Origin of the sequence: Fictibacillus fluitans, from assembly GCF_030418125.1 — a bacterium.
Classification (GTDB): domain Bacteria; phylum Bacillota; class Bacilli; order Bacillales; family Fictibacillaceae; genus Fictibacillus_C; species Fictibacillus_C fluitans.
Genome location: NZ_JAUHTR010000004.1, coordinates 196608 through 220732, shown reverse-complemented (window position 1 = coordinate 220732; position 24125 = coordinate 196608). Strand labels below are relative to the sequence as shown.

Genomic DNA, 24125 nt, shown 5'->3' with positions numbered 1-24125 from the left:
TTACAGCTCTTTAAGTACACTTTCCGTTTCCCTAAGCACAAGCGACACAGCACCGACAACCCCGAGGTTTTCTCCCAAAGCTGTGGGAAGCACCGGGGCCGGTACCGAAGCAAAATCTTGGATGGTCCTTTCCATTCTGGGCAAAAACCAATCTGCACTTCTTGAAATGCCACCTCCTAAAAGAACAACTTCAGGATTTATAATTGAAATCATGTTGGCTACAGCGAAGCCAATATGATCAACTACCTCGTCAATAACCTTAACCGCCGCTCTGTCTCCATCCTTTGCGTTTTGAAAAACGTCCTTTGCGGAAAAATTCAATTGGGAATGGCCTTTCAACTCCTGCTTCATGCTCTGGACGATGCCGGCGCCTCCCACATATTGCTCTAAAAAGCCGTAGCCCTCATGCGGCGGCGGGAGGTCGGCACGTCTCGCTTTCACCATATCCGTGACCATGTAGCCGATTTCGCCGGCTGCCCAGGTGGCTCCGCGGTAAAGCTGGCCATTGATCAGCATGCCGCACCCGACTCCAGTACCAATGGAGATCAGCACTACATGCTTCTTTCCTTTGGCCGCGCCAAGCCATTGCTCGCCAAGGACCGCCACATTCACATCGTTATCCACCATAACGGGCCACGAAAATAAAGCCTCTGCCTCTTTTTTTAAGGGATACTGGATCCAGCTCAGACTAGGAGCATCAATAACTACTCCTCTTTCCGCATCCGTCATTCCGGGTGCCCATTCCAAGGATGTCTGCAGGCTGAAGGGAGGTTTGCTTCAAAAGCTTTTCCACGTTATGCTTTAAAGTTTCTAAAAGTGTTTTCTTTTGGATTTGTGTTGGAAACTCATTAACAGCAAGCAGGTGTCCATCAAGATCGCAGATACCGGCCCGCACCTTCGTGCCTCCCATATCAATTCCGATCACATAAGCCGCCTTAGAATTAAATAGGAGCTGGATAGGCTTTCGTCCGCCGGCCAGGCTAGCGCTTCCCGGTCCGACCTCCTTCAGCCAATTTTCCTGAAGAAGCTCCTCCACAAGGGCAGAAACGGTCGGTTTGGACAGCTGGAGCTGATCGGCAACTTCAGAGCGGGAGATCGGTCCTTCTTCTTTTACACATCGAAGAACACATCGTTTGTTTTTTTCCTTCATAAAGGCAATCCCGCCCTTGTGATTGGATTTCATCACTTCTCTCCTTTTATTTCGTTTTCTTTTTATAAATGGGATGATGAAGCTTCTTGGTGTGGAATAAAAGTGGGGATAATAAAATGGGTTGGTTAGTAAAGATTCCTAACTTTGCGTTCATTGTATGGGTGGTATTCTGAAAATTCAATCATATAGACTTAATTTTTCCAAAATGAGGAAAAGGTCGTGGGTGTTCTGAGGTGGTAAGGAGTGAGGTTGCAGGTTAGCATGGTAAGTTGGAACCAGGGTGGGCGGTTAGTTGCGGCGTGGAAGGGATTTAGTTGCGGTTCGACACGATTTACTTGCGGCGTTGGCTCATTTAGTTGCGCTTCGACACGATTTACTTGCGGTTCGACAAAGAATAGTTGCATATCACGTCATTTTCATAAAAAAAAGAGAAGGCCACGAAGCCTTCTCTTTCATCATTTGATTAAACTCTTTTTGGAGCAAGCTCAACGGCCTGGCGAAGCGCCTCGGTCATACTTTTTTCTTCGGCAATGCCTTTTCCGGCGATGTCGAACGCGGTTCCGTGGTCCACGCTTGTGCGGATAATTGGAAGTCCGACGGTAATGTTCACGCCGGCATCAAGTCCGAGCACCTTAACGGGTCCGTGGCCCTGGTCATGGTACATGGCGACAACGATATCAAAGTCACCGCGTACGGTGCGGAAAAACAGGGTGTCAGCAGGAAGCGGGCCAACCACTTTAATGCCTTCTTCCTGTGCTTTTCGGACGCCTGGGATTACTTTTTCCTCTTCTTCTCCATAGCCGAACAATCCATTTTCACCGGCGTGTGGGTTAATGCCGCAGACGGCAATTCTTGGTGTTTCAATTCCTGACTTTTTCAATGTTTCATGAGCCAGTTTGATGACACGATACACTCGTTCAGGATTAATCATCTTCACCGCGTCTATAATCCCAACATGGGTGGTGACATGAATCACTTTTAAATTGGGTGCAGAAAGCATCATGGAAAACTCGTCGGTGTTGGTTAATTCGGCGAGGATTTCCGTGTGGCCGGGATACTTGTGGCCGCCCTTGTGCAATGCCTCTTTATTAAGAGGAGCGGTACAGATGGCATCGATTCTCTTTTGGTTGGCAAGATCAATCGCCTTGCTTAAATATTCGAACGCCGCATGTCCCGCGATGGATGAAACCTCTCCTACCGGAAGATCTTCAGGTACAAGATTCAGATCAAGGCAATAGACGGTCCCAAACTTAAATTCAGGGTTGTCCAGCTCTTCCTCTGTGATCGTCTGAACGGCAAGCTCGCTGTTCACATAGCTTTTTGCACGCTCCAGTATTTTTGCATCACCGATCACGAACGGTGCACAAAGATCATAGATTTCCTGATGGGCGAGACTTTTTAAGATAATCTCAGGTCCAACCCCGGCAGCGTCTCCCATGGTAATTCCGACAATACTTTTATGATTTTGACTCATATTCCAGCACCTCTCCTGTCATGTAGTTCAATGCGTTCACCAGCGACTGTTCATTTCCGAAACCGCCCGCCTTGGTGACCGCCCAATATTCACTGTTTTCATTGCTTAATTTTCCGATGGGCAATCCTGTCTCTATTTCGGACCGGAGCTCCATCCTGTCCATGCCCAGCTCAGAGCATACCGCCTTGGCCGTATCTCCTCCGGTCAAAACGAGTCCCTGTATATCAGGAAACTCACCTAAAAGGCTTCGGGCAATGGAGCCAAGCTCCCGGGAGATGGACTCACCGATCTGGTTTTTGTCCAGGTTGAGCTGAACACTGAGCTTTTCTGCCGCTTTTCTGTTTTCCTCGCAGCTGTCCACGTAAAGAAGAAAATGCTTTTGATCCTTCTTTTGCTTCACCTCATCAAGAATATCCTGTACATTATACGTTTTTTGGATAAGATCGGCGGGATCCATTTCAAGCATGCAGACATCGTTCATTTCCTTTACCCTCGCAAGCTGTTTTTTGGTTGTACCGGACAGGCTTGCAGATACGGTCAGGGTTTGCCTGATTTCCCTTCGCTCTTCCTCTGTTTCCTTTGGAGGCTTAAGGCCAAGCGCATCCGGCAGGTATTCAATCAATCCTGCCGAGCCTGCCCACAGCGTTCTTTTATGGAGTGATGAAAAGACAGCAGCCGTTTTCCTGAGATGCTCTTCCGTTTCGGCATCACAGACAAACCATGTTTTCCCCTCATCCAGCGCTTGAGCGACAGCCGCTTTGACTTCCGGCATGGAGAGGGAAAGCAGATGGGTATCGACTGTTTGAATTTGACCAGCAGCATGCCCCTTAAGAAGGGTGGGAATATGGCTCTCGGTCACCGGCGTTTTTGGGTCTCTCCCAAATTCCGTCTGTTCCACAGGCTGTCTGTCAACAAAGAGTGTTCCGTTGATGGTCTGTCTTTTGAGCTTTGGAAAGGCCGGAGAAACAACTACCAGTTCTGGCCTGTAGCCGTCACTTGCGGCCCTCAGCTCGCTACCGATGTTCCCCCGGAGGGTAGAATCCATCTTTTTATAAAGGTGAACATCCGCCCTGTTTTCAAGAAAGGAAACCGCCTGCCGGGCCCGTTCATACGCTGTTTCTTCTTGTGCAGCCCGGCTGTCTGTATCATAAATGACGACATCAGCAGCTTCCTCTTCTCCCCGGGAGGCGTCAAACCAAACGTTGGAGCGAAAGCCCTGTTTGGACAATTGCACACCGGAATCATTTGCGCCCGTAAGATCATCCGCCAGTATAAATAATTGCATGTAAGAAAACCCCTTTTTATAAACTTTTTAATCGTTAATGTGAGACGTTGACTTCTCCACGGGTGTTTTTCTTTTGTGTTCGTTTGGCCAGCCATGCGGTGAGGATCGGCGTAAGAATAGCTGTCACTACTACCGCTGCCGTCACCTGCAATGTCGCTACCGCTGCGACCTCTTTATAACCTGTAAAAACAGCTGCCACTGCCAATGGCACCGCAGAAGCGTTTCCGGCTGTGGATGCGGCTGCCACTCCTGCGACACCGTCGCCTCCAGTCAGACGGTCTGCCGTGAAAAGGACAATTCCTGTGATAAGAACGACACCCAGCCCAAGGATGATTCCGGAAGCCCCAGCTTGAACAACCTTGGTTAAATCAATACCCGCACCCAGTGCAAGGGCAAACAGCGGAATGATAACATCTGAGGCCTTGCTTAAGAATGCGCGCATGTCTTCGTCCAGGTTTCCAAGGATCATACCGAGAATCAACGGAAGGATCGCAAAGACAAAAGCCAGTAACGGGAAGCTGGCAAGGCCTGCCACCCCAAGAATCAACATTGTAAAAAATGGTCCTGACTCCAGTGACATAATGGAATAGGCTGCGACGTCTTCATTTTTCTTGCCGAGCTGTCCCATCAGTGCCATGTACAGTCCGCCATTTGTATCCGAGAAAGCGGCTACAACCGCAAGCGCGGAAAGTCCAAGAATTAAATGATTTTGATCGGGAGCAAGGGCTTTGATCAGCAGCGCTACAATAAGAGCGGTTCCAATTTTACCAACCCATAAGGAAACTCCCTTTTTCAATATATAGCCAGTGGCCTCAAATCGAATGGTCGAACCGAGACACACATAAAATGCTGCCAGCAATGCCGAAGTTCCGGTTAACAACCCGCCCGTAAAGGAGCTTTTGAATTCCGGCAAATCGAACAGTTCCGGGAAAAATGTTTTTATCAAGGCACCAATCAGCAATGGAATCAACATCATGCCGCCGGGAATGCGTTCAATCGTTTGTTTTATCTTCATGTTGTAACCCGCCTTTTTATGTTTAAATATTAAACACTTATTATTTACAGAAAACGTTTTCACCTATGATAATAAACCTTATGTATTAAATAACGCAATATAAAAGTTTGAATTTAGTGTAAATAGTTTAAATTTTAAACATAAAAAAGAAGCTGAACTATTTCTTCAGCTTCCTCCATAAGGTGGCACGGGTAATTCCAAGACGCTTGGCTGCCCGTGTCTGGTTATATTCTTCTTCTTTTAAAACGAGATGAATAATCTTCTCTTCAATTTCATTCAGTGTTCCCTGCAGGAGATGGGATATATCCTTTTCTATACTAGCTTCATTTTGCTTCATCAGTCCGATAACTGCCTGCTTTTCCAGACTGTAGCCTTTTTCTTTAACAGCCGCATCCTTGATCAGCGCTTTAAGCTGTGCCACATTTCCCGGCCAGTCATAGTGCACCAGCTGAGAGAGGGCATCTTCTTTGATTCTGATGGCTGTCGTACCCATTCTCTGGTGGAAACGGGCCATAAAATAGGAAACGAGCTCCGGTATATCCTCTCTGCGTTCCATTAAGGCAGGCACCCTTATTCTGTTGATGCTTTCATGATACAGCAGGCTGCTCCATCGATCTTCATTCGCAGCCAGGGAAGCAATAACAAGAACCCCTGATTTGCTGACCTCCATGATCTTTTGGACAAAAGCTTCAGACTGTTTTTCATCAAGAGTATGAAGAGAATGGATATAGAGAGTTGTTATGGCCTGGTCCAGCGAAAAATCCTGGGTATTCAAAACATCACTTGCCGAAATGGAAGCAAACAATCCATGAGAACCAAACTGCCGGTAATGGACATACCGGGCCAGCAGCCTCTTGCCCGTTCCTCTTTCCCCAAGCAGCAGAAGGGGATGGGAAGAAGTATAGGAAGAGGCTTGATCCACACATTCTTTCATCATCTGGCTTTGATGAATGAGGAAAGGACGTTGTGCAACGGTTTGAACCTCCAGCTCGTTTTGATCACCCGCATGCTTTGTCCGTTTCATCAAAAAGAGAAGGTATTCTTCCTCTTCGATCGATATGGAATGTACCGAAACATGCAGCTGATCATGACCGATCATATGATGATATGTTTTCCCCGGGGAATATTCTGGCGCCTGCAGGTTTTCAAGCTGCTGATCGCTCAGCGGGCGGCCAGAAAATGTTTCCCAGTTTTCATATAAGACGTCGCCTTCTCTTGAGAGGACCATTGAATCTGGAGCGGCCAGTCTAAGAATTTCCCGCTGCAGCTTTGTTTCCTTTATTTTGTTCTGCAGCACGTGATGCATCGTGCCGGCCCGTCCGAAAGCATCTATGATGGCTTCCTTACCCGACTGGATCAGAATCCCGGTTATTCCGTTATGTGAAGCCGCATCCACTGTTACTACGTCCCCCATAATAAGCTCATAGCCTTCCCGCTTCAGCTTCTGCACAAGAGGGATGGTCTCCTTTTCCGTTTCAATGGTGAATACTTCAATCGAAATATCCAGTACATCCGTGATTGCCCGGGCACCAAGCGTAATGTTAGGGAAGCCGACGATGGCTTTTTTACCGTTAAAATCATTGGCCAGCGTTAACACGCGAAGCATGTCATAACCGGAAACATGAACATCAATGACAGGAATCCCTACTTGATCCTGAATCAGTTTCGCCGTGCCTCCACGGCTGATGATCACCTCAAAGCCTTCCTTTTCCGCCTTCCTGGCGATTTCCACACCTTCTTGCAGGTTCCCGATTTCAATACGTACATCCAGCTCACCCTGCTCGCCGGCACAGCTTTCTATTAAATTTTTCATGGTGGCATACGGAGCCACAAACAGAGTTTTGATTTTCATTAGGTTACACCCGCTGTTTTTAAATTCGTATGTTTAGTATAGCTTAAATCCGATGGAGGTTATAACCGGACCATCCCCCAACAGGTTGGCTAAATCATGAAATACAGAAAAAACGGCAGGGTGACAAGGCTTAAAAGCGTGCTGACGAGGGTGGCACTCGAAACAAATTCGGGTTCGGTGCCATATTGAAGCGCATAGATGGTCGTGTTGGCAGCTGTCGGCATGGCAGCCATCAGAATCATGATTGATTTCAGCAGATTGTCAACGGGAAGAGCAAGGGTGATCAAAAACGCAACAAGCGGCGACAATCCGAGCTTGATGATAATCGACAGCGAGATTTTTTCCATCGGCAGCTTTTTAATCGAAATGTTGGCCAGTGTCATGCCGAGAACAATCATGATCATAGGAATCGTGGCATTCGCCACAAGATCAATTGCATCTGACATCGTTTTACTTAATGAAAAAGGCAGCGATTGCAGGATGAAACCGGCAAGTGCTCCATACACAATCGGCAAACGGACGACAGCCCTTAACGCAGAGCGGAACCCGTCACTGTCCGGGCTTCCTTTAGCCGCAAAATAGACCCCTACTGTACACATAACGAGCTGCTGGGCGACCATGAGCACAATCGCATAGTCCAGCCCCGCTGCACCAAAGGCAAACAGTGCAACCGGAGTACCGTAGTTTCCATTGTTCATAAACGCCGATGCGAGAATCATTCCACACGCCTGGCACTGGCTGTATCCGCGGATAAAACTGACAAGATAAGCCGCGCCGATCAACGCAAAGCACAAGGCGAAGGTAAAGATGAACATATAGGCATGTGTATGGGTAAAATGCGTTTCATAAAATGTCCGAAATACAAGAAAGGGCGACAGTAAATACACCGACACTTTGGACAGGGACTTGGGATCCAGCCCAAGCGTTTTCTGCCCGACAAACCCGATGCCGAAAATAAAAAAAACCGGCAGCAATATCCCCAGCAATTCCATGGTCTTCATCCTCTATATAATAGTTGCATTCATTATAACACCCCCATCACAGAGGAGGACCAATAATTTCCTGATGGCTGGATACAAAATATTAATAAAAAAACGGCAGACTCACCAGGCTTGTTTAACCTGAAACGTCTGCCGTTTTTTATCCCTCCATCAAAACAAGGGATTTATCTTCATAATTCCGTTCGATGTGTTTTTCTCCCCATGCACAGAGAGAATCAAGAATTTCTTTAAGCGACCAGCCATAATCGGTAAGCGAGTATTCCACTTTTGGAGGAATCTGCTGATAGATCTTGCGTTCGATTACGCCGTCCGCCTCAAGCTCTCGAAGCTGCTGGGTCAGCATTTTCTGTGTAATCGTAGGCATGGAGCGCTTTAGCTCGCTTGTTCTTTTCGTTCCTTTAATAAGATGGCATAAAATTACGACTTTCCACTTTCCGCCGATGACTTCCAACGCAGCCTCTACAGGAATATTGTACTTCTTCACTTTGTTTCCCCCTTACAGTTACTTTTTAGTACCTATATATCAATATCGACTCTATATATTTTTAACAACCGTATAAAACCTAACACATCATACCATAAGATCCGCGTTGTTTCAATATCAGGGAGACAGGCACTTTAAAGTACCTATTGCACTTGGCGGTTCCTATAGAACCCGGGAGTGTCTGCAGCACTTTAAAGTACGTACTTCTCAAGGCGTCTGTTGTGTCCCATAATAACCCTAGTCAGCAGCACAGATATCCGGGCCCATGTGCTGATTGAGCTGATCTATTCTGAAATACCCACTTTGAAAGGAGAATTCTTATGTCTTCACATACATTTGCAAAACAAACAAAACCTGCAGAGAAGAAAGGAACGCTTGCCCTCCTGGCACTGGCGATCAGTGCATTTGGCATCGGCACGACAGAATTTGTTCCGGTCGGCCTCCTCTCCTCTTTGGCAGATGACTTATCGGTTTCCATTACCCTTGCCGGCCTGCTTATTTCAGGCTACGCGCTTGGTGTTGCTTTTGGTGCACCCGTGCTAACAGCACTCACAAGCCGGCTGAACCGAAAAACGCTATTATTGCTTCTAATGATTGTTTTTATCGTCGGAAACACGGTCGCATCGCTTAGCCACAGCTTTGCCTTGCTGCTGGTCGCACGCGTAATCACCGCCTTTTCCCATGGTGTTTTCTTTTCCATTGGATCAACAATCGCTGCTGATCTCGTGCCTGAAAACAAAAGAGCGAGTGCGATTGCCATTATGTTTACCGGCCTTACCGTCGCAACTGTCACCGGTGTGCCTCTTGGAACATTTGTCGGACAGACCTTCGGCTGGAGAGCGACGTTTGCAGCAGTGGCCTTATTGGGCGTTATCGCCTTTTTCGCCAGCCTGTTTCTCATACCAAACAACTTAAAAATGGGAGCAAAGTCTTCCTTCCGTGACCAGGTGAAACTTGTGACAAACGGCAGACTGCTTCTTGCCTTTGCGATTACTGCTCTTGGCTATGGCGGAACGTTTGTCGCCTTCACCTTCCTGGCACCGATACTGGAGAACATTACCGGGTACCAGCCTAAGACCGTCAGCATCATTCTGCTTGTGTATGGAGCTGCGATTGCGATCGGCAACACCATTGGGGGAAAAGCAGCCAACAAAAACCCGATCAAGGCGTTGTTCTGGATGTTCGTGGTTCAGGCGATCGTCCTTTTCATCCTTTACTTTACTGCTCCTATGAAAGCAATGGGTACAATCACAATTGTGATCATGGGGCTGTTTGCCTTTATGAACGTTCCGGGACTTCAGGTGTATGTCGTTCAGCTTGCTGAAAAATACGTGCCCTCCGCGGTTGATGTCGCTTCGGCCATCAATATTGCCGCATTTAATGTAGGGATTGCGATCGGCGCTTATGTAGGCGGACTTGTCGTAGACTCCATTGGCTTAATTCACACCCCATGGGTGGGCGGCCTGATGGTCGTCGGCGCTGTTCTGCTAACCGCATGGAGCCGGGCGTTGGAACGAAAGACAGCTTAATAATAGAAACCAAAAAGGGATGCAGTGGACGCATCCCTTTTTTTCATGGTTTTTTCTTTCTCGGCTCAGGCAAGATTAAAAAATATTCTCTGCTTGCAGCATACGGAGCTTTGCCAGTGCCTGCCTCCTCCAGGATTTAACGGCGGTGAGGCTTACCCCTTCCTCATCCGCAATTTCGGTCTCTTTCATTTGATAAAACAGTTTCTTCACCACCCATATTTTCTGCTTTGCGGTAAGGTGAGACAGATAGATATCCAATACTTCCTGTTCAAGAGGCAGAACACCGCCTTCATAGGGGATGGTTTCCACCAGTTCCAAAGAGAAGCCGACATGGACGGTCTTGAATTTCATTTCTTTTTTCAATTGTTCCAGCATTCTTCCCCGCACCGTTCTATAGGCAAAGGGAGCAAATTCACCCTTGCCCTCCTCAAACCTCAGACTTGCTTCCCACAGGCCAATCAAACCTGCCTGATAGTACTCATCAAAATGGCTGTACACCCCCAGTGCATTGATCTGCGACTTGATCAGCGGCTCAAACTGACGAGCCAATTCTTCAAACTGAATGTGCATCTTCCATTAATCCCTTATCAAAACACGTGCCTTGCTTTTATTCCGCCGGTACCTTAAAGCTACTGGCTGATAAAGGACTTGTCATTTCGCCAAAACCGGAAAACAAAGGGATCAATGCCCCCTGAAAACTCGTTTTCACTCCATGAAACATGAGTTATGACCGCCTGCTGGCAAAGAAAAAATAAAAAAGGAATCTTTTTTTTGCCAGGACGCCTCCTTTTACACGAAAAATCCTACTTATATAGTGAAAGGAGGTGAACAACATGGCCACAACAGCAATTCTGAATACACAGCTTCGATTGGTTTTTGACGGAGGAATGGATGGCGACAAGCAGATTTACAAAAACAAAAATTTCTCCAATGTAAAAACAGGCGCAACCGCTGAACAGCTTTATGCGGTAGCCAATGCGCTCGCTCCTCTGCAGCAGCTGTCTTTGCTCTCGGTGGAGCGCAACGATTCCTACAGCATCTATGCCTAATCCACAATGCCAAAATTTAAAACGAAAGGAGGTCCCTACCCATGGCAAAAACGTTGGAACTGCAGTTTATTAATGAGCAGGACAAAACGGTCACCATCTCCCTTGATGCTCCGGCAGAACCGGTGAACGCAGCAGCGGTTAAAGCGGCAATGGACGCTGTAATCGCCCAGAACATCTTTATTTCCTCAGGCGGTGATTTTGTAAGCAAAAAAGGAGCACGCATCACAGAGCGCTCCAGCAGTGACATTGTCCTTCTGTAATAAAAAATAACATCCAAAAGGGCTGTTGACCTTCATTTGTCAGCAGCCCTTTTTATAAAGGAGGAAGCGAAAATGGAAACATGGCTCTCTTTTGTAAGCGATGTCGGCTTTCCGGTTGTGGTAACGCTGTATCTGCTGCACCGCATCGAAGGCAAACTCGATACATTGAACCACTCGATCCTGTCGCTGGCCGAACGGATCCAACGATAGCAAAATCAAAAAAAGGGGCTGGCCAGAAAGTCAGTAAAATTGACTTCCCGGACAGCCCCAATAATTTTTTAGTGTTTGAGCGTTTTGGCAAGAGCCAGTGCACCGCACAGGCCTGCATTGTCTCCAAGACCCGGAGGGACAATGTAATTCGCGATGTTTTCTTCAGTCAGCTGGCTGTGCTGCACATAGCCGTTCAGCTGGCTGAGCACCTGCCTGCGTACCATCGGGAAAAGGTGTTCCTGTTTCATGACCCCTCCGCCAATCACCATTTTTTTCGGTGACAGGATGAGAATATAATTGACCAGAGCCTGAGCCAGATAGTACGCCTGCATTTCCCAGACTTCGGGTTTGTCTGCAAGCTCAATCCCCTTCTGCCCCCAGCGCTTTTCTAGTGCCGGGCCGGCTGCCATGCCCTCAAGGCAGTCTTTATGGTACGGGCAGTTTCCTTCAAAGCTGTCCTGGGGATGGCGTCTGACAAGAATATGGCCCATTTCCGGATGCGTTAAGCCATGCAGCAATTTGCCTTCGGTGATCGCTCCTACGCCGATTCCTGTTCCGACTGTCATATAGATACAGCTCTCAAGCCCTTTCGCCGCTCCCCATTCCATTTCCCCGAGCGCGGCAGCATTTACATCTGTATCAAAAGCAACCGGCACATGAATGTGCTTTTGGATTTCTCCCACCAGGTTGCACTGCGCCCAGTGCGGCTTTGGCGTGCTCGTAATATATCCGTATGTGTCGCTGTTTTTATCCAAATCCACAGGTCCAAACGAACCGATTCCCATTGCGCTGATTTCTTTGCCGCGGAAAAACTCCACTACCTGTCCGATCGTTTCATCCGGTGTAGTCGTCGGTATACTGATCCGCTCCAGTACCTGACCGTCCTCATCTCCAATGCCGCAAATAAATTTTGTTCCTCCTGCTTCTATTGCCCCAAGCTTCACGCCAAGTTCCTCCTCGCATTCAGTTCTTTTCTTGTTTAATGTACCATATTCGCCGCCTGCCAATGGTACTTTTTCACAATAAAAAAAATGCAGTCCCCCTAAAAGAGACTGCATCATTTATTTGGTGCTGTGTGAGGCAATGAAGGATGCCTTTCCAGTTAAAGAAAACTTCTTTACCGTGGACGGGATAATGAAATGATCTCCCTTTTTGAATGATGACGCACCGCTTTGCGTTTCAATTTCGCCTTCACCGTCAAGAACGCTCACCAGAAGATACATGGAGTTTTCCAGGTTTTCTGCTTTTCCGTTCAGGTTCCAGTGGTAGACGGTAAAATAGGATTCCTTGATCAGCTTCTGAATTTCCAAGCCGTCCTGTTTATGTTCAACCGGCTGAAAATCGGCATCCTGGTGAGGAATCATCGCAACCTCAATGGACTGCTTAATATGAAGCTCCCTCGTATTGCCCTGATCATCCTTGCGGTCATAATCGTAGACACGGTACGTAACGTCCGAGCTCTGCTGAGTTTCCAGGATCATCGTCCCCGCACCAATCGCATGAATGGTGCCGTTTGGAACATACACAAAATCCCCGGGCTGAATTTTCACTTTACGGAGAAGCTTGTCCCATTCTCCGTCATCAACCATGCGCTGAAATTCACTTTTTGACTTCGCATGGTGTCCGTATACGAGTTCAGCACCCTCCTCGCAATCTATAACATACCAGCATTCGGTTTTTCCAAATGGTTCGTCCTCTTCCTGTTGGGCATAGTCATCATCAGGGTGAACCTGAACAGACAGATTGGTCTTGGCATCCAGGATTTTAACAAGCAATGGAAAGTCGTTTCCTTCCTGTCCCGCAAAAAGCCCTCTGTGCTTTTGCCATGCTTCGTCAAGTGTCATCCCTTGAAGCGGACCATTAAGTATCGTGCTTGGACCGTTTGGATGGGCTGAAATTCCCCAGCACTCCCCAGTAGTTTCTGATGGAATATCATAGCCGAAAACATCTCTCAGCTTCGTTCCTCCCCAAATCCGGTCTTTGAATACAGGCTGCAAAAAAATTGGTTCCGCGTACATACCAACATCCCCTCATTGTTTTCATCCAATACAAAAGATACAGCTTCTATTTTACCTTATTACCATAAGATAGTGAAACCGTGAACAACAGAATCTTTTGTGGCAAAATTTCAAAAATTTTGCTTAACAAGGAATATTTCTTTAGCTTCGGTACGTCCTGCTTCCCCAGTAAAAGATGCTGCGTCCCTTCCACCTGATCTGCTGGGCTTTGCCGTTGTACCGCTGTTCGTAATGAAGATGCGCCCCTGTGCTTGCCCCGCTGCTCCCCACGGCTCCTATTCTCTCGCCTCTTCTTACCTGCTGCCCGATCTTAACCTGGACGTTGCTCAAATGGGCATAGAGCGTCTCCCACCTGCCGCCGTGCGAAATCACAACATACTTTCCGTAGCTTCGATTTCCGAGGTTCCTGACTTTTACGACTTTTCCAGGTGCCGACGCAATCACCTCGTCCCCTTCGTCATAAAGGCGATTCAAATCCACCGCATTCTGGGGATTATGGTTCATCCGTGTCTGGCCGATCCACGCTTGTCCCGGCGGAAAAGGGATCTGGAAAACCGGGGATGCCGCCGCTTTTTCAAACGGACGGTCCACCAGCACCACTATGCTGATCAAGAACATACCAACGATTAAAAGGATTTTGTAACGATTCAATGGAAAACCTCCCGAAAGCTAACATGATATATCTATTAGCTTGCTGGAAAGCAGCGAAAATACTAATGGGAAAAGGTGTAAAAAACATTTACTTGCGGTATGGGGGCAAATACTTGCGGTTCGACATGAAATAGTTGCGCTTTCCTGTGATTTACTTGCGGTTCGACACGATTTAATTGCGGTTCGACAAAGAATAGTTGCATATCACGTCATTTTCATAAATATCGAGAAAAAAAGCAGTACCTCTCTGAGGCACTGCCAACAAAAACTAGATAATATTTTGCCTGGAAAGCTCGTTTTCCGTATTTTTCTGGAACAGCAGACTAAGCACGATATAGGCAGCCAGTGATATTGCCACCGGCAAAACGACCGTATGCATTCCCCACAAGTTGGGAGCAAGCTGGTCGAGAAGAATGTAGGACACAACACCGCCGACAATCGATCCACCGGCACCGGCGGCATTTCCTTTTTTCCAATAAAGTCCAAGAACCACAGGCCAGATAAAGGCCGCTTCGAGTCCTCCGAATGAAAACAGGTTCAGCCAAATCAGAAGATCAGGCGGATGAAGGGCCATCAAAAAGACAAGCACTCCGATAATGGTCGTCACGGAAAAACTGAGACGCTTTACGGATTGCTGGCTGGCATCCGGTTTAATGTAATTGATATATACATCCTTCACGATGGAAGAACTGACGATCAACAGAATCGAATTCACCGTGGACATAACTGCCGCGAGCGGTGCCGCCAGCACAACGCCCGCGAGCCACCCGGGCAGGACTTTCAATGCCAGAAGCGGCATGACTGTGTCGCCAACCTTAATACCTGGGATGACAACGCGTGCGAATACCCCCGTCAAATGCATGCCGAGCATAATAAATCCTACGACGAACGTGCCAATGATCATGGCCTGATGCATCGCTTTCGAATTCCGGTAGGACATTGCCCTGACCGTGATTTGCGGCAGTCCGACAACTCCGACCCCGACCAGAAGCCAGAAGGAAGAAACGTACAGTGGCGTTAACGATCGGTCAGCTCCAAACGGCGTTATTAAATTCGGGTTCTCAGCTGAAAGCGTTGAAATAATATGCGGAACACCACCGCCGGCCATAATCGTTGCCGCAAGAATGATCAATGTCCCGATGAACATAACGATCCCCATCAGCGTATCGGTAATTACGACAGCCCTGAATCCCCCGGCAACCACATATACAAGAACCGAGAACGAAAAGATAATTAAAGCTGTTGGATAGGATACACCTGTAAATGATTCAATCAGCCGGCCGCCGCCTACCCACTGCGCAGCAGTCGCTGAAAATAAAAAGATGCTGATGCTTGCAGCGGCAAAAATCACCACCCATTTATTTTCATAGCGGGCTTTCAAAAAGTCGATCAGAGTGACCGCATCGATTTTGCGGGCCACAATCGCAAACTTCTTACCGAGAACAGCAAGGGTAAAATACCCCGTAACCAGCTGGGCCATGGAAAGAAGCACCCAGCCAAGGCCCATATTGTATGCGATGCCCGGCCCGCCGATAAAGCTGCTGGCACTTCCATAGGTAGCGACCATCGTCAGCGCCAGAACAAATCCGCCCAATTGGCGGCCTCCTAAAAAGTAATCCTTAAGAAATCCAGGGCCTTCATTCACCTGGCGTGCGGTATAAATTCCTGCCAAAAACATGAGCAGCAAAAACCCAAGCAAGGGGAGGAGTACATCCCAGCTCATTTTTCCTCCCCCTTTGTCTCTTGAAAGTGATCTTCTTCAAAAGGAACCTCTTTAAAGAAAACCTTTACCATAACGTATACAAGAATGGAAAAGACCACGAAACCGGCCACACAGCTGTAGAAAAACCATGCAGGCAATCCCCATATGTACTGATATTCTTTAACGGGCTTTCCTCCCAGTCCATAGGCAAACGCGTACCACCAGATAAAATTCAGAACTGCAAGGCCAATGCCCATGAGTGCTTCACGATTGGATACTTTAAAACGGGGATCCATCGAAACAGCTCCTTTCACACCGTCACTATAACTTATCATGGTGTTTATTATACATAAGATCATGTACAAAATCTAAATATGGAAAAATAAAACAGCCTAGCCGAGTGTAGCTACGCCGTTGATATTTTTATTTAATTGGATCAATCTGGCCGCGCAGCTCCCCGCCAGTGCAGAATTCGGAATATACATTCACATATGCGTTTCCCGCGTTGATCTCTTCAATAAGTTTGGATAATGGCATACCTTGAAGTGGCCCAATTAAATCCTTGCTTGTGATATTGCCTGTGACAATTCCGGTATTGATGCTGATTCCCGGCTTGATATATCCAAATAAGTACGCAGCCACTGGACCATTTTTTCCAGCCGGCCCAATATGAATACGCACCTGGGTCAGCTTTCTAACATTGCTGATTTGAATCCGGTAATGCAGTTTATTGCCGTTGGAGCTTAGGACAAATTCGGTAGTGCCGGTTGCCCGGGTATGAACAGGCGAAACTTCATTGTCGCCCTTTAGCCTGCATAAAAAATGTTTTAACAACAATCCAACCACTCCTTTCCGATAGCTATTGACAGTATATTCCGGAATGGAAAAGAGGCTTGTTTATTTATCTAGCTTTTATAAAAAATTGCGTATTTCCCGAGGAATTACCATACATTTTTTTACAAAAGCTATCAAACCGTGAATTTTTACGTAAAAACTATGAAAAAAGCATAAAAATATACTATATATTGTGAAAATTAAATAGACATCATTCTATATCTAGTATAAAATGGTAATATATAGTGATACATACTTGGGGTGTGCAGTTATAAAACATTTTTCTGTATAGGGGGAATGGATATGACTCAGCAAAACACGGTTACGTTAAAACTTGAGATCGATGCCATCCGCTTAACGATGTACGTCATGAGCACCAAGGTAACCAGCCTCGCAGACCCGCTGCTTGTACAGTTAAGCCAGCTGCTAGACCAAAAACTAAACGAACTTCACAAATGCGCTTAAAGCTGTCCCTTTGTTTGGGGCAGCTTTTTTAATCGATAAACCGCTGGCGCACCTCAGGTGAAGGAATCATGCACTGGTCTTTTTTTCCGAACCATTTATACCGGTTCCTGGCGATCCATTCGTAAAGCGCATCACGGACACGGCACGGGATGATCTTCGCAAGAACTGCTAACTTCCACAGTCCTCCGAGGTCTTTTGCAATCTCCAGGGCGGCATCTGACTTTTGGTAGGATTGTCCGTTTTTTATATAAACGACGCTTTCGAAATTTTCGGCAGGAAGATGGAATTGGTGCAGAATTTGCTGCCCGCCCTCTGACTGCAATGAACCATACGATATGCTCCCCTTTTTATCCTGTCTGATTAAAAAGTTAACGATGCTGTTGCAGAAGTTGCACACACCGTCAAACAATAAAACCGGGCCATTGCGCATGAGACTCCCCCCTTCCTTAGATCGCCAGCCCGTTAGAGAGCACCAGCTGACAGGGCCGCTCTCCCCTCTCTTCCAACAAGCGCTGTGCAGAACCCGCAGACGCGGGCGAACAAAAGTGAAGCTCGCAGCCCTTCAGTTGCAGTACACAGCAATCCGCTTTCAAATCAGAATCGTAATAGGATTCCCCGACAGGCTGGTTAAGCCGCTCCTGCCACAGTGAAGAAGATGCCTTACTGTTCTCTACAATAATTTTCAGATGCTCCATAGTCAATTCCCCGGCAGGATGATTCCCAATCATTCCACTCTTTCTCAGTTCCTTTTCCCTCACCTCATCAGGCTTCAGCCAATCTATGAAAAAGGGAGGAACTAATGTACCATCTCCCGCCTCATGCTGCAAGAAAAGCAGCTTCCATTCCAGAAGAGAACCGTCCTCTCTCTTCCTGCTTCCGGGAAACAGATGAGTTTTTAAACCTTGTTCCTCAAACTGCTTTTTCACCTCTTCAATTCTGTCCGTGCGAATGGCAAACTGGCCAGGGCCCGGTTGATGCGGAAGGTCACGTACCAACTGGCCGATCAACGGATTTTCTGTTGCCTGCTGTGCCACCTTTTCCTCTTTTACCGCTAAGTATTCAACATAGCTCAATCCAAAATAACATAAGGCATTATGTGTTCCCCAGCTCTCATGGCTTCCCCCGAGAACCGGATGAAGACTCTGACTCTTTAATTCTTCCATGTGGACTTCCAGCTGCCTGCCGGTAAAGTATACCAGGTGATCAAATGCAAACATGGTTTTCCTCCTTCTCGTAAAAAGGCAGCAATGCTGTTTACATTGCCGCCCGTGTATTTTTCTATACGTTTATTTCATTCTTCATGCCGAGCATCTTTTCCGCTGTCCTGACAAACATGGCGACTCCCCGCTCAAGGGCGTCCTCATCAATAGTAAAACGGGCATGATGGTGCGGATAAGTAATGCCCTTCTCTTCATTTCTGGCACCTGTAAAGAAAAAGCAGCCGTCGGTTTGCTGCAGGAAGGCAGAGAAGTCCTCTCCCACCATTGTCGGTTTCATCTGTTCCACGTTTTCACCGCCGTAAAGCTCTTCTGCCGTTTCATGCAGCATCTTTGTCACCGAGTCTTCATTGATGACCGCACGGTAGCCTTTTTCATAGTTAAATTCATAGGATGCGCCGTGTGCTTCTGTAATTCCTTTAATGACCCGTTCCATAAGAAGGGGAGCCTGGTCCCGGATTTCAGGATCAAAGCTTCTGACGGTGCCGCACAGTTCCACAGCGCCCGGGATGACATTATGAGTGGTTCCGCCCTGGAACTTGGTAACGGATACCACCAGTTGCTCGAGAGGATCAATGTTGCGCGATACAATGTGCTGCAGGTTGGTGACCACCTGTGAAGCGACCGCGATGCTGTCAATCGTCTGATGCGGAAGCGCTGCATGTCCCCCCTTTCCTGTAATGGTCAGGAAAAAGGTATCCGGCGCAGCCATCATCGGCCCATATACGACTCCTATTTTGCCAACCTCAAGCGGTGACCATAGATGGGTTCCAATGACCGCATCCACTCCATCCATCACACCAGCCTGTACCATTTCTTCGGCACCGCCGGGGAAAACTTCCTCTGCATGCTGAAAGATAAACCGGATTTCTCCTTTCAGCTCATCCTTTCTTTGCGAAAGAATTTTGGCCGCACCTAAAAGCATCGCCGAATGGCCATCATGGCCGCAAGCGTGCATCACCCCTGAATTTTGGGAGATAAAATCAAAATCGTTTTCCTCTGTAATGGGCAGTGCATCAATATCTGCCCGAATGGCAAGCACCCGGCCCTTTTCGCTCCCGGTCAATTTTGCCATGACGCTGTTTTTTGTGGGGCGTGAGAGCTCCATGTTTCCAAATGACTCAAGGGTTTCGTATATAAATTGTGAAGTCTGTTCCTCGTGGAATGACAGCTCGGGATTTCTATGCAGATGCCGTCGCCATTCGATGACCTGATCCTTCAGTTCTTTGCTTTCTTTCACTGCGGATAACTCCTTCATGACTTGTCACTTCCTCTGTTGTATATGGTGGTCATTATATAAGAAATGGAATAATTTGAAAAGATTTAAGATACTGACTATTGGTTGCTCCGGAGGGTTGATTTTCGTTTCAGGTAGCTCGCTTTCCGCGGGCGGGCGTGAGCCCCCTCGTCGCAAGTTCCTGCGGGGTCTCACCTGTCCCGCTTTCCCCGCTGGAGTCTCGCACCTTGCACTGCAATCAACTTGCCAAAGAGGAACTATACAAAATTCCCGATAGCCAATTTCTTCAGAAAAAACACTTTAATAAAAGTGCCACTCAGGGAAAGGATAAGAAAAAGGAGGCGTAGACCATGGATGAGAGAAAAGAAGGAATTGGGCAGCCATCTGAAGGTAACCGGCAGGAGGTATCGCCTGATGAGGTGTACGAAGAAGTGGAGTTTTCTGATCAGGCGGTGATCAGCGGCATCGTTCATCATCTGGCTCACCCGGATGAAGAGGAAGAAGAATGCTGATTAACAGCAAAGAGCCAGTACCCCTAAAGCATAAGGGACTGGCTCTTTTATGTTTACGCTTTGACGTCGCGCTTTTGAAAGACGGCAAAGGTAATGATCAAAAAGAGAGCGGAATAAATGGCAAGCATCCCAAGTGAAAAGGACAATGACATTCCCTTTACTACTTGAAGCCCTTCATCCAGGTACTGGGTAAGATCCATGTTCGGAAACAGCGTGTATTTCGCCCAGGATTTGCTGCTGATAAAGAGGACGAGCGCATTTCCGGCAAACGTGAGAAACAATGATATTCCAATAGCTACAGAACTGCTGTAGAAAAGGGTTGAAACCATAAAGGCAAGAAATACCGTTACCGCAAACTCGATAAATTCCAATCCCATGTTGGCAAGCACATATTCCGAGATGAGCTTTTCATGAATTTTGCCATCAGTTACTGATAAATATGGCTGATCCATCCCGCCAAAGCCGTAGAAAATGCTGCCAAAGAGCCATGTGGCTGCGACCAGGATCACCCAGAGAAAAAAGGCGAAGGCCAATGTGGCGATCAGCTTGGAAAGAAGAATCTTCCACCTGCTGTACGGGCGGATGAGCAGCATCTTGATGGTCCCTTTGGCAAATTCTCCTGCCACAATATCACTGGCCACCACGATGACAAACAAACCGAGCAGTGAGGAGATAGGAGCCATGTCTTTCATGAATTTCCAGCTTGTTGTTTCATAGGGTGAAATCTCATTTTTTAATGCATATTGATTTTGTCTATACTCGTTTTCGAGCGATTCTGCGACAAATTTTGGACTATTGTCCTTTTTGGCTTCGGCAATCTGACTCTTTAACTCTTTGTTTTGCTCGGTAACTTCCTGCTTCCAATTGGATTTAACATCCTCGTCAGCCGTCACTTTTCCGTAGATGGCCACACCCAATACGATCAGAATAGGAAGCGCGATAAATACCCACGTACGGGTTCTGCTGAAAATCTTGATCCATTCATTACTGACCAGCGATAGAAACTTCATTCACGCCACCTCCCTTTCCGGTCATTTCAAGGAAGCGCTCTTCCAGCGTTTTCTTTTTCAGCTGGATTCCATACACTAAAAACCCTGCTTCGATGAGTCTTTTGTTGATGTCAGCGATCTCCTGAGACGTGCTTGCCTCTATGATCAGCTCTTTACCCGACACCTCCACTGCTTTTTCCGGAGCATATTCAGAAAGCAGGAGTTTCGCTTCCGGCAGGCCGCCTTCAATCAGGAAGTGCACCCTTGCCTGCGCTTGATCTGTCACATTCGTCACATTGTCAATGCGGATGAGCTTGCCATGTTGAATAACAGCCACTCTGTCACACATCAACTCCATCTCGGCCAGAATATGGCTGGAGACAACGATAGAGGTTCCCTGGTCGGCAAGTGTACGCATATAGTTTCTGAGGTCGTGCATGCCCTGCGGATCCAGTCCATTCGTCGGTTCATCCAGGATAAGGAGGGAGGGACGATGGAGCAAAGCCTGCGCAACACCCAGCCGCTGTCTCATGCCGAGAGAGTAGGTCTTCACTTTTTTGTGAATCGCCTGCTCCAGCTCCACCAGCTTAACGACTTCATCAATCCGCTTCCTTGTGACGCCGGGCATGATACGCGCATATTGCATGAGGTTTTTGTAGCCGGTCAGATAATCGTACATCTGCGGGTTTTCAACAATAGCCCCAATCTGCTCCATTGCCTTTTCATAGTTTTTGCGAATATCCAGTCCGTTTACAAGAATTTCGCCGCCATTCATGGAGATCAAACCCACAATCATGCGGATGGTGGTTGTTTTCCCTGCACCATTTGGTCCGAGAAGCCCGAAGATCTCCCCCTTCCTTACTTCAAAGGACAGGTGGTCCACCACGTTTTTCCCTTTCATCTTTTTCGTAACATTTCTTAACTCCAGGGTATGTACAGTTTCCATACTTCCTCCTTTAGCTTTGTTACAGTCTTTACAACTTTTCCAAATACTAACATATTACACTATCTAATACGGGTCAACAGGAACAGAAGTTTCAGGTCTTCTCCAAATAAAAAACCCCCTTCTTGCACAGCCTGCAAAAAGGAGGAAAAGTTGTGTTTTATCCTATTGCAACAGAACATAGGAGCCCAGTGAAGGCAGCCGTACCATTCCATTAAAAATGTCCCCTGTCATAACATCCTTCCAGTCGCCCTTAGGAAGTGTCAGCCTGTGGCTCGCCGTGGTGGAATGATTCAATAAGCATAAATACTTTCTGCCGCCAGCATCGGTTCGGAGCACCATTTCCACATCATCCGGCAGTTCAAGCATCTTCACGCCCGCCTCTTTGAAAATATCTTTATAAAGGCGCATCAAAAAGTATTCTTCAACAGCAGTGCCGATGTAGTAGACAACGCCTTTGCCATATCTGTTCCTGGTGATGGCCGGCTCGCCTTCATAATACGCATCGCGGTAGACACCGATTACATCCGCCGATACACACTTAATCACGTCACACCATACGGTTGCCGGGGACAACACATCTTTAATATTTCCGGTGGTTCCCCGTACCCGCGTTTGCTGGCCGGGCTGAAGTGCCTCAAACTCATCGACATTAATGCCCGCAAGTTCCGCGAGTTCCCCGGGCAGCGTCAGCTCTGTCAATGCATTGTTGGGTTCTTTTACACCCGAGCGGTAGGAAAGGATCACTGTTCCCCCATCGGCCGCAAATTTTTTCAATTTCTCCGTAAATGCAGAATCAGTCAGGAAGTATATCGGTACAATTACCACTTTCAAGCCATCAAGCGAGCTTTCCGGTGAAATGATGCAGGTTGTACTGTTGAGATGATAAGCACCATAGTAAAACCGATGAAGTTCCTGCTTGTAATCAAACGCCTTGCTTTGCGGCTGAATGCTCCAGGCCCAGGCATTTTCCACCTCATAGTACATTCCTACTTCCGGAATGTACTCGGAAGCGATCCAATCGTCTCCAAACGTATTGAGCGCGGCAATGGTTTCTTTAACCTCTTCAAATTTCCGCTTTGGTTTGCCGTCATGGCCCAGAATACCCTGGCTGAACTGTTCGGTACCAAACCGGGAAGAGCGCCATTGAAAATACAGAATCGCTTCGGCCCCGCGGGCAATCGCCTGATACGTCCAAAGCCTGATCTGCCCGGGACGCGGAAGATAGCCGGTATGATTCCACCCTTGAGCGCCTGTAATTTCTTCCATCACCCAGAAGCCCTTTTCATCCTTTGTTGAACGGCAAATGTCGTGCTGAAGCGCGATGGCAGCCGGAGTGGCCGGTTCCGTGCTGCTTCCCCACACCGGATAATTGCCATAGGACACAAAGTCCAGATTTTCTGCAATATCCCGCTGGTTGATGGCCTGTTCATTAAAAACGAAATTGTGGGTAATAAATTGATGGCCGGAAGTATTCCCCCGCAACAGGTCAGCCTGCAGTTTGCTGTAGTCCGTATAGCCATCCGCACAAAACCGGTCAAAATCAAGAAGCAATCCGGGGTTATGCTGCTGATACACGTTCAGCGGCAAGGGAATCTGTTTCCAATCGGTATAGGTCTGGCCCCAAAAGGCCGTTCCCCACGCTTCGTTTACAGCATCGAGGCTTTCATAACGGTTTTGAAGCCAAAATAAAAAAGCGGTATGATCCTCATTCCCATAACTTCGGTCTGACTTCTCATGGCCAAACTCATTATCAATCTGCCAACCGATGATATTGGGATGATTTCCGTATTTTTCTGCGAGCTTACGTACCACTTTTTCTGTAAATCTTTGAAAGGTTGCGCTGTTTACCGTATAGTGCCTGCGCCCCCCAAACGAAATTGAATGGCCGTCACGGTCCGTCGGCAGGATATCCGGGTAGTTCTGCACCATCCAGGAAGGAGGTGCGGCTGTCGGTGTGCCCAGTACAATCTTCATTCCATTTTCGGTCAATCTGTCAATGATTTCATCCAAAACACTGAAATCATAACTTCCTTCTTCCGGCTCAATCAAATGCCAGCCGTATTCCGCCATCCGCACGACATTAACGCCAAGCTCCTTCATCAGCCTGACGTCTTCCGGCCACCTGGATTTCGGCCATTGTTCAGGGTAATAATCCACTCCTAAATACAAGCTGAATCGCTCCTTTTTAAAAAAGGAGACATGATTTTTTCATGTCCCCTGAATGTCTGTCTTCCTTCAGTTGTAG

At 47.4% G+C, this 24125-nt stretch carries 27 protein-coding genes; 6 read left to right on the top strand and 21 right to left on the bottom strand.

The features are described from left to right. The 8 genes from QYB97_RS10315 to QYB97_RS10280 form a co-directional block, all read right to left on the bottom strand. Positions 1-729 carry an ROK family protein gene (locus QYB97_RS10315; RefSeq protein ID WP_301165912.1) on the bottom strand — a complete coding sequence of 243 codons (729 nt, stop codon included), beginning with the start codon at positions 727-729 and terminating at the stop codon, positions 1-3. Further along, entirely contained in the window at positions 698-1183 is a 486-nt protein-coding gene (locus tag QYB97_RS10310; RefSeq protein WP_301165911.1) for an ROK family protein, read from the bottom strand. Before QYB97_RS10310 ends, QYB97_RS10315 begins: the two co-directional genes overlap by 32 nt. Positions 1184-1613: 430 nt before the next feature. After that, positions 1614-2624, bottom strand: coding sequence for a 4-hydroxythreonine-4-phosphate dehydrogenase PdxA (gene pdxA, locus QYB97_RS10305; RefSeq protein WP_301165910.1), 1011 nt, complete (start codon positions 2622-2624; stop codon positions 1614-1616). Next, on the bottom strand, positions 2608-3909 hold the full coding sequence (locus QYB97_RS10300; protein ID WP_301165909.1) for a four-carbon acid sugar kinase family protein: 1302 nt from the start codon (positions 3907-3909) through the stop codon (positions 2608-2610). The genes pdxA and QYB97_RS10300 overlap by 17 nt, the downstream gene beginning before the upstream one ends. Positions 3910-3943: 34 nt before the next feature. Beyond that, complete coding sequence (locus tag QYB97_RS10295) at positions 3944-4924, bottom strand: 2-keto-3-deoxygluconate permease (protein WP_301165908.1); 981 nt, start codon at positions 4922-4924, stop codon at positions 3944-3946. A gap of 157 nt (positions 4925-5081) precedes the next feature. Then, positions 5082-6776 carry a sigma-54-dependent Fis family transcriptional regulator gene (locus tag QYB97_RS10290; RefSeq protein WP_301165907.1) on the bottom strand — a complete coding sequence of 565 codons (1695 nt, stop codon included), beginning with the start codon at positions 6774-6776 and terminating at the stop codon, positions 5082-5084. A gap of 89 nt (positions 6777-6865) precedes the next feature. After that, positions 6866-7768: an AEC family transporter gene (locus QYB97_RS10285; RefSeq protein WP_301165906.1), complete on the bottom strand. Its 903-nt coding sequence runs from the start codon at positions 7766-7768 to the stop codon at positions 6866-6868. Positions 7769-7916: 148 nt separating this feature from the next. Continuing rightward, positions 7917-8261, bottom strand: coding sequence for a winged helix-turn-helix transcriptional regulator (locus QYB97_RS10280; RefSeq protein ID WP_301165905.1), 345 nt, complete (start codon positions 8259-8261; stop codon positions 7917-7919). Positions 8262-8581: 320 nt separating this feature from the next. Here QYB97_RS10280 and QYB97_RS10275 point away from each other — a divergent pair, with 320 nt between their 5' ends. Next, on the top strand, positions 8582-9790 hold the full coding sequence (locus QYB97_RS10275) for an MFS transporter (RefSeq protein WP_301165904.1): 1209 nt from the start codon (positions 8582-8584) through the stop codon (positions 9788-9790). Positions 9791-9865: 75 nt separating this feature from the next. On the opposite strand, the gene QYB97_RS10270 is transcribed toward QYB97_RS10275, so the two are convergent. Continuing rightward, positions 9866-10360 carry a sigma-70 family RNA polymerase sigma factor gene (locus tag QYB97_RS10270; protein ID WP_301165903.1) on the bottom strand — a complete coding sequence of 165 codons (495 nt, stop codon included), beginning with the start codon at positions 10358-10360 and terminating at the stop codon, positions 9866-9868. A gap of 263 nt (positions 10361-10623) precedes the next feature. On the opposite strand from QYB97_RS10270, the gene QYB97_RS10265 reads away from it, so the two are divergent. The 3 genes from QYB97_RS10265 (at position 10624) to QYB97_RS10255 (ending at position 11309) form a co-directional block, all read left to right on the top strand. After that, positions 10624-10839, top strand: coding sequence for a DUF1659 domain-containing protein (locus QYB97_RS10265; RefSeq protein WP_301165902.1), 216 nt, complete (start codon positions 10624-10626; stop codon positions 10837-10839). Between the two features lie 41 nt (positions 10840-10880). Beyond that, positions 10881-11099 (top strand): DUF2922 domain-containing protein, encoded by a 219-nt coding sequence (locus tag QYB97_RS10260; RefSeq protein WP_301165901.1) that lies wholly within the window; start codon positions 10881-10883, stop codon positions 11097-11099. A gap of 72 nt (positions 11100-11171) precedes the next feature. Continuing rightward, positions 11172-11309 (top strand): YvrJ family protein, encoded by a 138-nt coding sequence (locus tag QYB97_RS10255; RefSeq protein ID WP_061973680.1) that lies wholly within the window; start codon positions 11172-11174, stop codon positions 11307-11309. Between the two features lie 68 nt (positions 11310-11377). Here the strand turns inward: QYB97_RS10255 and QYB97_RS10250 are convergent, their stop codons facing one another. From QYB97_RS10250 to QYB97_RS10225, 6 genes are all read right to left on the bottom strand, one after another. Further along, a complete protein-coding gene (locus tag QYB97_RS10250; protein ID WP_301165900.1) occupies positions 11378-12253 on the bottom strand; it encodes an ROK family protein in 876 nt (291 codons plus the stop codon). A gap of 117 nt (positions 12254-12370) precedes the next feature. Next, the gene (gene manA, locus QYB97_RS10245; RefSeq protein ID WP_301165899.1) at positions 12371-13327 is read right to left on the bottom strand and encodes a mannose-6-phosphate isomerase, class I; all 957 of its coding nucleotides are present in this window, start codon (positions 13325-13327) and stop codon (positions 12371-12373) included. 141 nt (positions 13328-13468) lie between these two features. Then, positions 13469-13978, bottom strand: coding sequence for a M23 family metallopeptidase (locus QYB97_RS10240; protein ID WP_301165898.1), 510 nt, complete (start codon positions 13976-13978; stop codon positions 13469-13471). 268 nt (positions 13979-14246) lie between these two features. After that, positions 14247-15701 carry a sodium/pantothenate symporter gene (gene panF / locus QYB97_RS10235; protein WP_301165897.1) on the bottom strand — a complete coding sequence of 485 codons (1455 nt, stop codon included), beginning with the start codon at positions 15699-15701 and terminating at the stop codon, positions 14247-14249. Then, positions 15698-15976 (bottom strand): YhdT family protein, encoded by a 279-nt coding sequence (locus QYB97_RS10230; RefSeq protein ID WP_301165896.1) that lies wholly within the window; start codon positions 15974-15976, stop codon positions 15698-15700. The genes panF and QYB97_RS10230 overlap by 4 nt, the downstream gene beginning before the upstream one ends. Before the next feature lie 127 nt (positions 15977-16103). After that, a complete protein-coding gene (locus tag QYB97_RS10225; RefSeq protein ID WP_301165895.1) occupies positions 16104-16517 on the bottom strand; it encodes a CHRD domain-containing protein in 414 nt (137 codons plus the stop codon). 300 nt (positions 16518-16817) lie between these two features. Here QYB97_RS10225 and QYB97_RS10220 point away from each other — a divergent pair, with 300 nt between their 5' ends. Further along, positions 16818-16979 carry a Spo0E family sporulation regulatory protein-aspartic acid phosphatase gene (locus tag QYB97_RS10220; protein ID WP_301165894.1) on the top strand — a complete coding sequence of 54 codons (162 nt, stop codon included), beginning with the start codon at positions 16818-16820 and terminating at the stop codon, positions 16977-16979. 28 nt (positions 16980-17007) lie between these two features. Here QYB97_RS10220 and QYB97_RS10215 read toward each other — a convergent pair whose 3' ends face one another. The 3 genes from QYB97_RS10215 to QYB97_RS10205 all read right to left on the bottom strand — a co-directional run bounded on the left by QYB97_RS10215 (position 17008) and on the right by QYB97_RS10205 (position 19454). Continuing rightward, the gene (locus tag QYB97_RS10215) at positions 17008-17409 is read right to left on the bottom strand and encodes a thiol-disulfide oxidoreductase DCC family protein (RefSeq protein ID WP_301165893.1); all 402 of its coding nucleotides are present in this window, start codon (positions 17407-17409) and stop codon (positions 17008-17010) included. A 16-nt stretch (positions 17410-17425) separates the two neighbouring features. Continuing rightward, positions 17426-18196, bottom strand: a complete 771-nt coding sequence (locus QYB97_RS10210; RefSeq protein WP_301165892.1) for a VOC family protein — start codon at positions 18194-18196, stop codon at positions 17426-17428. Positions 18197-18257: 61 nt separating this feature from the next. Then, positions 18258-19454: a M20 family metallopeptidase gene (locus QYB97_RS10205; RefSeq protein ID WP_301165891.1), complete on the bottom strand. Its 1197-nt coding sequence runs from the start codon at positions 19452-19454 to the stop codon at positions 18258-18260. A gap of 329 nt (positions 19455-19783) precedes the next feature. Here QYB97_RS10205 and QYB97_RS10200 point away from each other — a divergent pair, with 329 nt between their 5' ends. After that, entirely contained in the window at positions 19784-19945 is a 162-nt protein-coding gene (locus tag QYB97_RS10200; protein ID WP_301165890.1) for a hypothetical protein, read from the top strand. A 53-nt stretch (positions 19946-19998) separates the two neighbouring features. On the opposite strand, the gene QYB97_RS10195 is transcribed toward QYB97_RS10200, so the two are convergent. From QYB97_RS10195 to QYB97_RS10185, 3 genes are all read right to left on the bottom strand, one after another. After that, positions 19999-20955, bottom strand: a complete 957-nt coding sequence (locus tag QYB97_RS10195) for an ABC transporter permease (RefSeq protein ID WP_301165889.1) — start codon at positions 20953-20955, stop codon at positions 19999-20001. Continuing rightward, complete coding sequence (locus tag QYB97_RS10190) at positions 20930-21880, bottom strand: ABC transporter ATP-binding protein (RefSeq protein ID WP_301165888.1); 951 nt, start codon at positions 21878-21880, stop codon at positions 20930-20932. The genes QYB97_RS10195 and QYB97_RS10190 overlap by 26 nt, the downstream gene beginning before the upstream one ends. A 162-nt stretch (positions 21881-22042) precedes the next feature. Then, on the bottom strand, positions 22043-24049 hold the full coding sequence (locus QYB97_RS10185) for a beta-galactosidase (protein WP_301165887.1): 2007 nt from the start codon (positions 24047-24049) through the stop codon (positions 22043-22045). Between the last annotated feature and the right edge of the window lie 76 nt (positions 24050-24125).

Coding starts and splice junctions, on each gene's coding strand:
- QYB97_RS10285 (WP_301165906.1), bottom strand. CDS start 7,768: ATGGAATTGCTGGGGATATTGCTGCCGGTTTTTTTTATTTTCGGCATC.
- QYB97_RS10230 (WP_301165896.1), bottom strand. CDS start 15,976: ATGGATCCCCGTTTTAAAGTATCCAATCGTGAAGCACTCATGGGCATT.
- QYB97_RS10275 (WP_301165904.1), top strand. CDS start 8,582: ATGTCTTCACATACATTTGCAAAACAAACAAAACCTGCAGAGAAGAAA.
- QYB97_RS10190 (WP_301165888.1), bottom strand. CDS start 21,880: ATGGAAACTGTACATACCCTGGAGTTAAGAAATGTTACGAAAAAGATG.
- QYB97_RS10300 (WP_301165909.1), bottom strand. CDS start 3,909: ATGCAATTATTTATACTGGCGGATGATCTTACGGGCGCAAATGATTCC.
- QYB97_RS10220 (WP_301165894.1), top strand. CDS start 16,818: ATGACTCAGCAAAACACGGTTACGTTAAAACTTGAGATCGATGCCATC.
- QYB97_RS10195 (WP_301165889.1), bottom strand. CDS start 20,955: ATGAAGTTTCTATCGCTGGTCAGTAATGAATGGATCAAGATTTTCAGC.
- pdxA (WP_301165910.1), bottom strand. CDS start 2,624: ATGAGTCAAAATCATAAAAGTATTGTCGGAATTACCATGGGAGACGCT.
- QYB97_RS10315 (WP_301165912.1), bottom strand. CDS start 729: ATGACGGATGCGGAAAGAGGAGTAGTTATTGATGCTCCTAGTCTGAGC.
- QYB97_RS10260 (WP_301165901.1), top strand. CDS start 10,881: ATGGCAAAAACGTTGGAACTGCAGTTTATTAATGAGCAGGACAAAACG.
- QYB97_RS10270 (WP_301165903.1), bottom strand. CDS start 10,360: ATGCACATTCAGTTTGAAGAATTGGCTCGTCAGTTTGAGCCGCTGATC.
- QYB97_RS10295 (WP_301165908.1), bottom strand. CDS start 4,924: ATGAAGATAAAACAAACGATTGAACGCATTCCCGGCGGCATGATGTTG.
- QYB97_RS10255 (WP_061973680.1), top strand. CDS start 11,172: ATGGAAACATGGCTCTCTTTTGTAAGCGATGTCGGCTTTCCGGTTGTG.
- manA (WP_301165899.1), bottom strand. CDS start 13,327: ATGTACGCGGAACCAATTTTTTTGCAGCCTGTATTCAAAGACCGGATT.
- QYB97_RS10265 (WP_301165902.1), top strand. CDS start 10,624: ATGGCCACAACAGCAATTCTGAATACACAGCTTCGATTGGTTTTTGAC.
- QYB97_RS10215 (WP_301165893.1), bottom strand. CDS start 17,409: ATGCGCAATGGCCCGGTTTTATTGTTTGACGGTGTGTGCAACTTCTGC.
- panF (WP_301165897.1), bottom strand. CDS start 15,701: ATGAGCTGGGATGTACTCCTCCCCTTGCTTGGGTTTTTGCTGCTCATG.
- QYB97_RS10310 (WP_301165911.1), bottom strand. CDS start 1,183: ATGAAATCCAATCACAAGGGCGGGATTGCCTTTATGAAGGAAAAAAAC.
- QYB97_RS10210 (WP_301165892.1), bottom strand. CDS start 18,196: ATGTTTGCATTTGATCACCTGGTATACTTTACCGGCAGGCAGCTGGAA.
- QYB97_RS10200 (WP_301165890.1), top strand. CDS start 19,784: ATGGATGAGAGAAAAGAAGGAATTGGGCAGCCATCTGAAGGTAACCGG.
- QYB97_RS10290 (WP_301165907.1), bottom strand. CDS start 6,776: ATGAAAATCAAAACTCTGTTTGTGGCTCCGTATGCCACCATGAAAAAT.
- QYB97_RS10205 (WP_301165891.1), bottom strand. CDS start 19,454: ATGAAGGAGTTATCCGCAGTGAAAGAAAGCAAAGAACTGAAGGATCAG.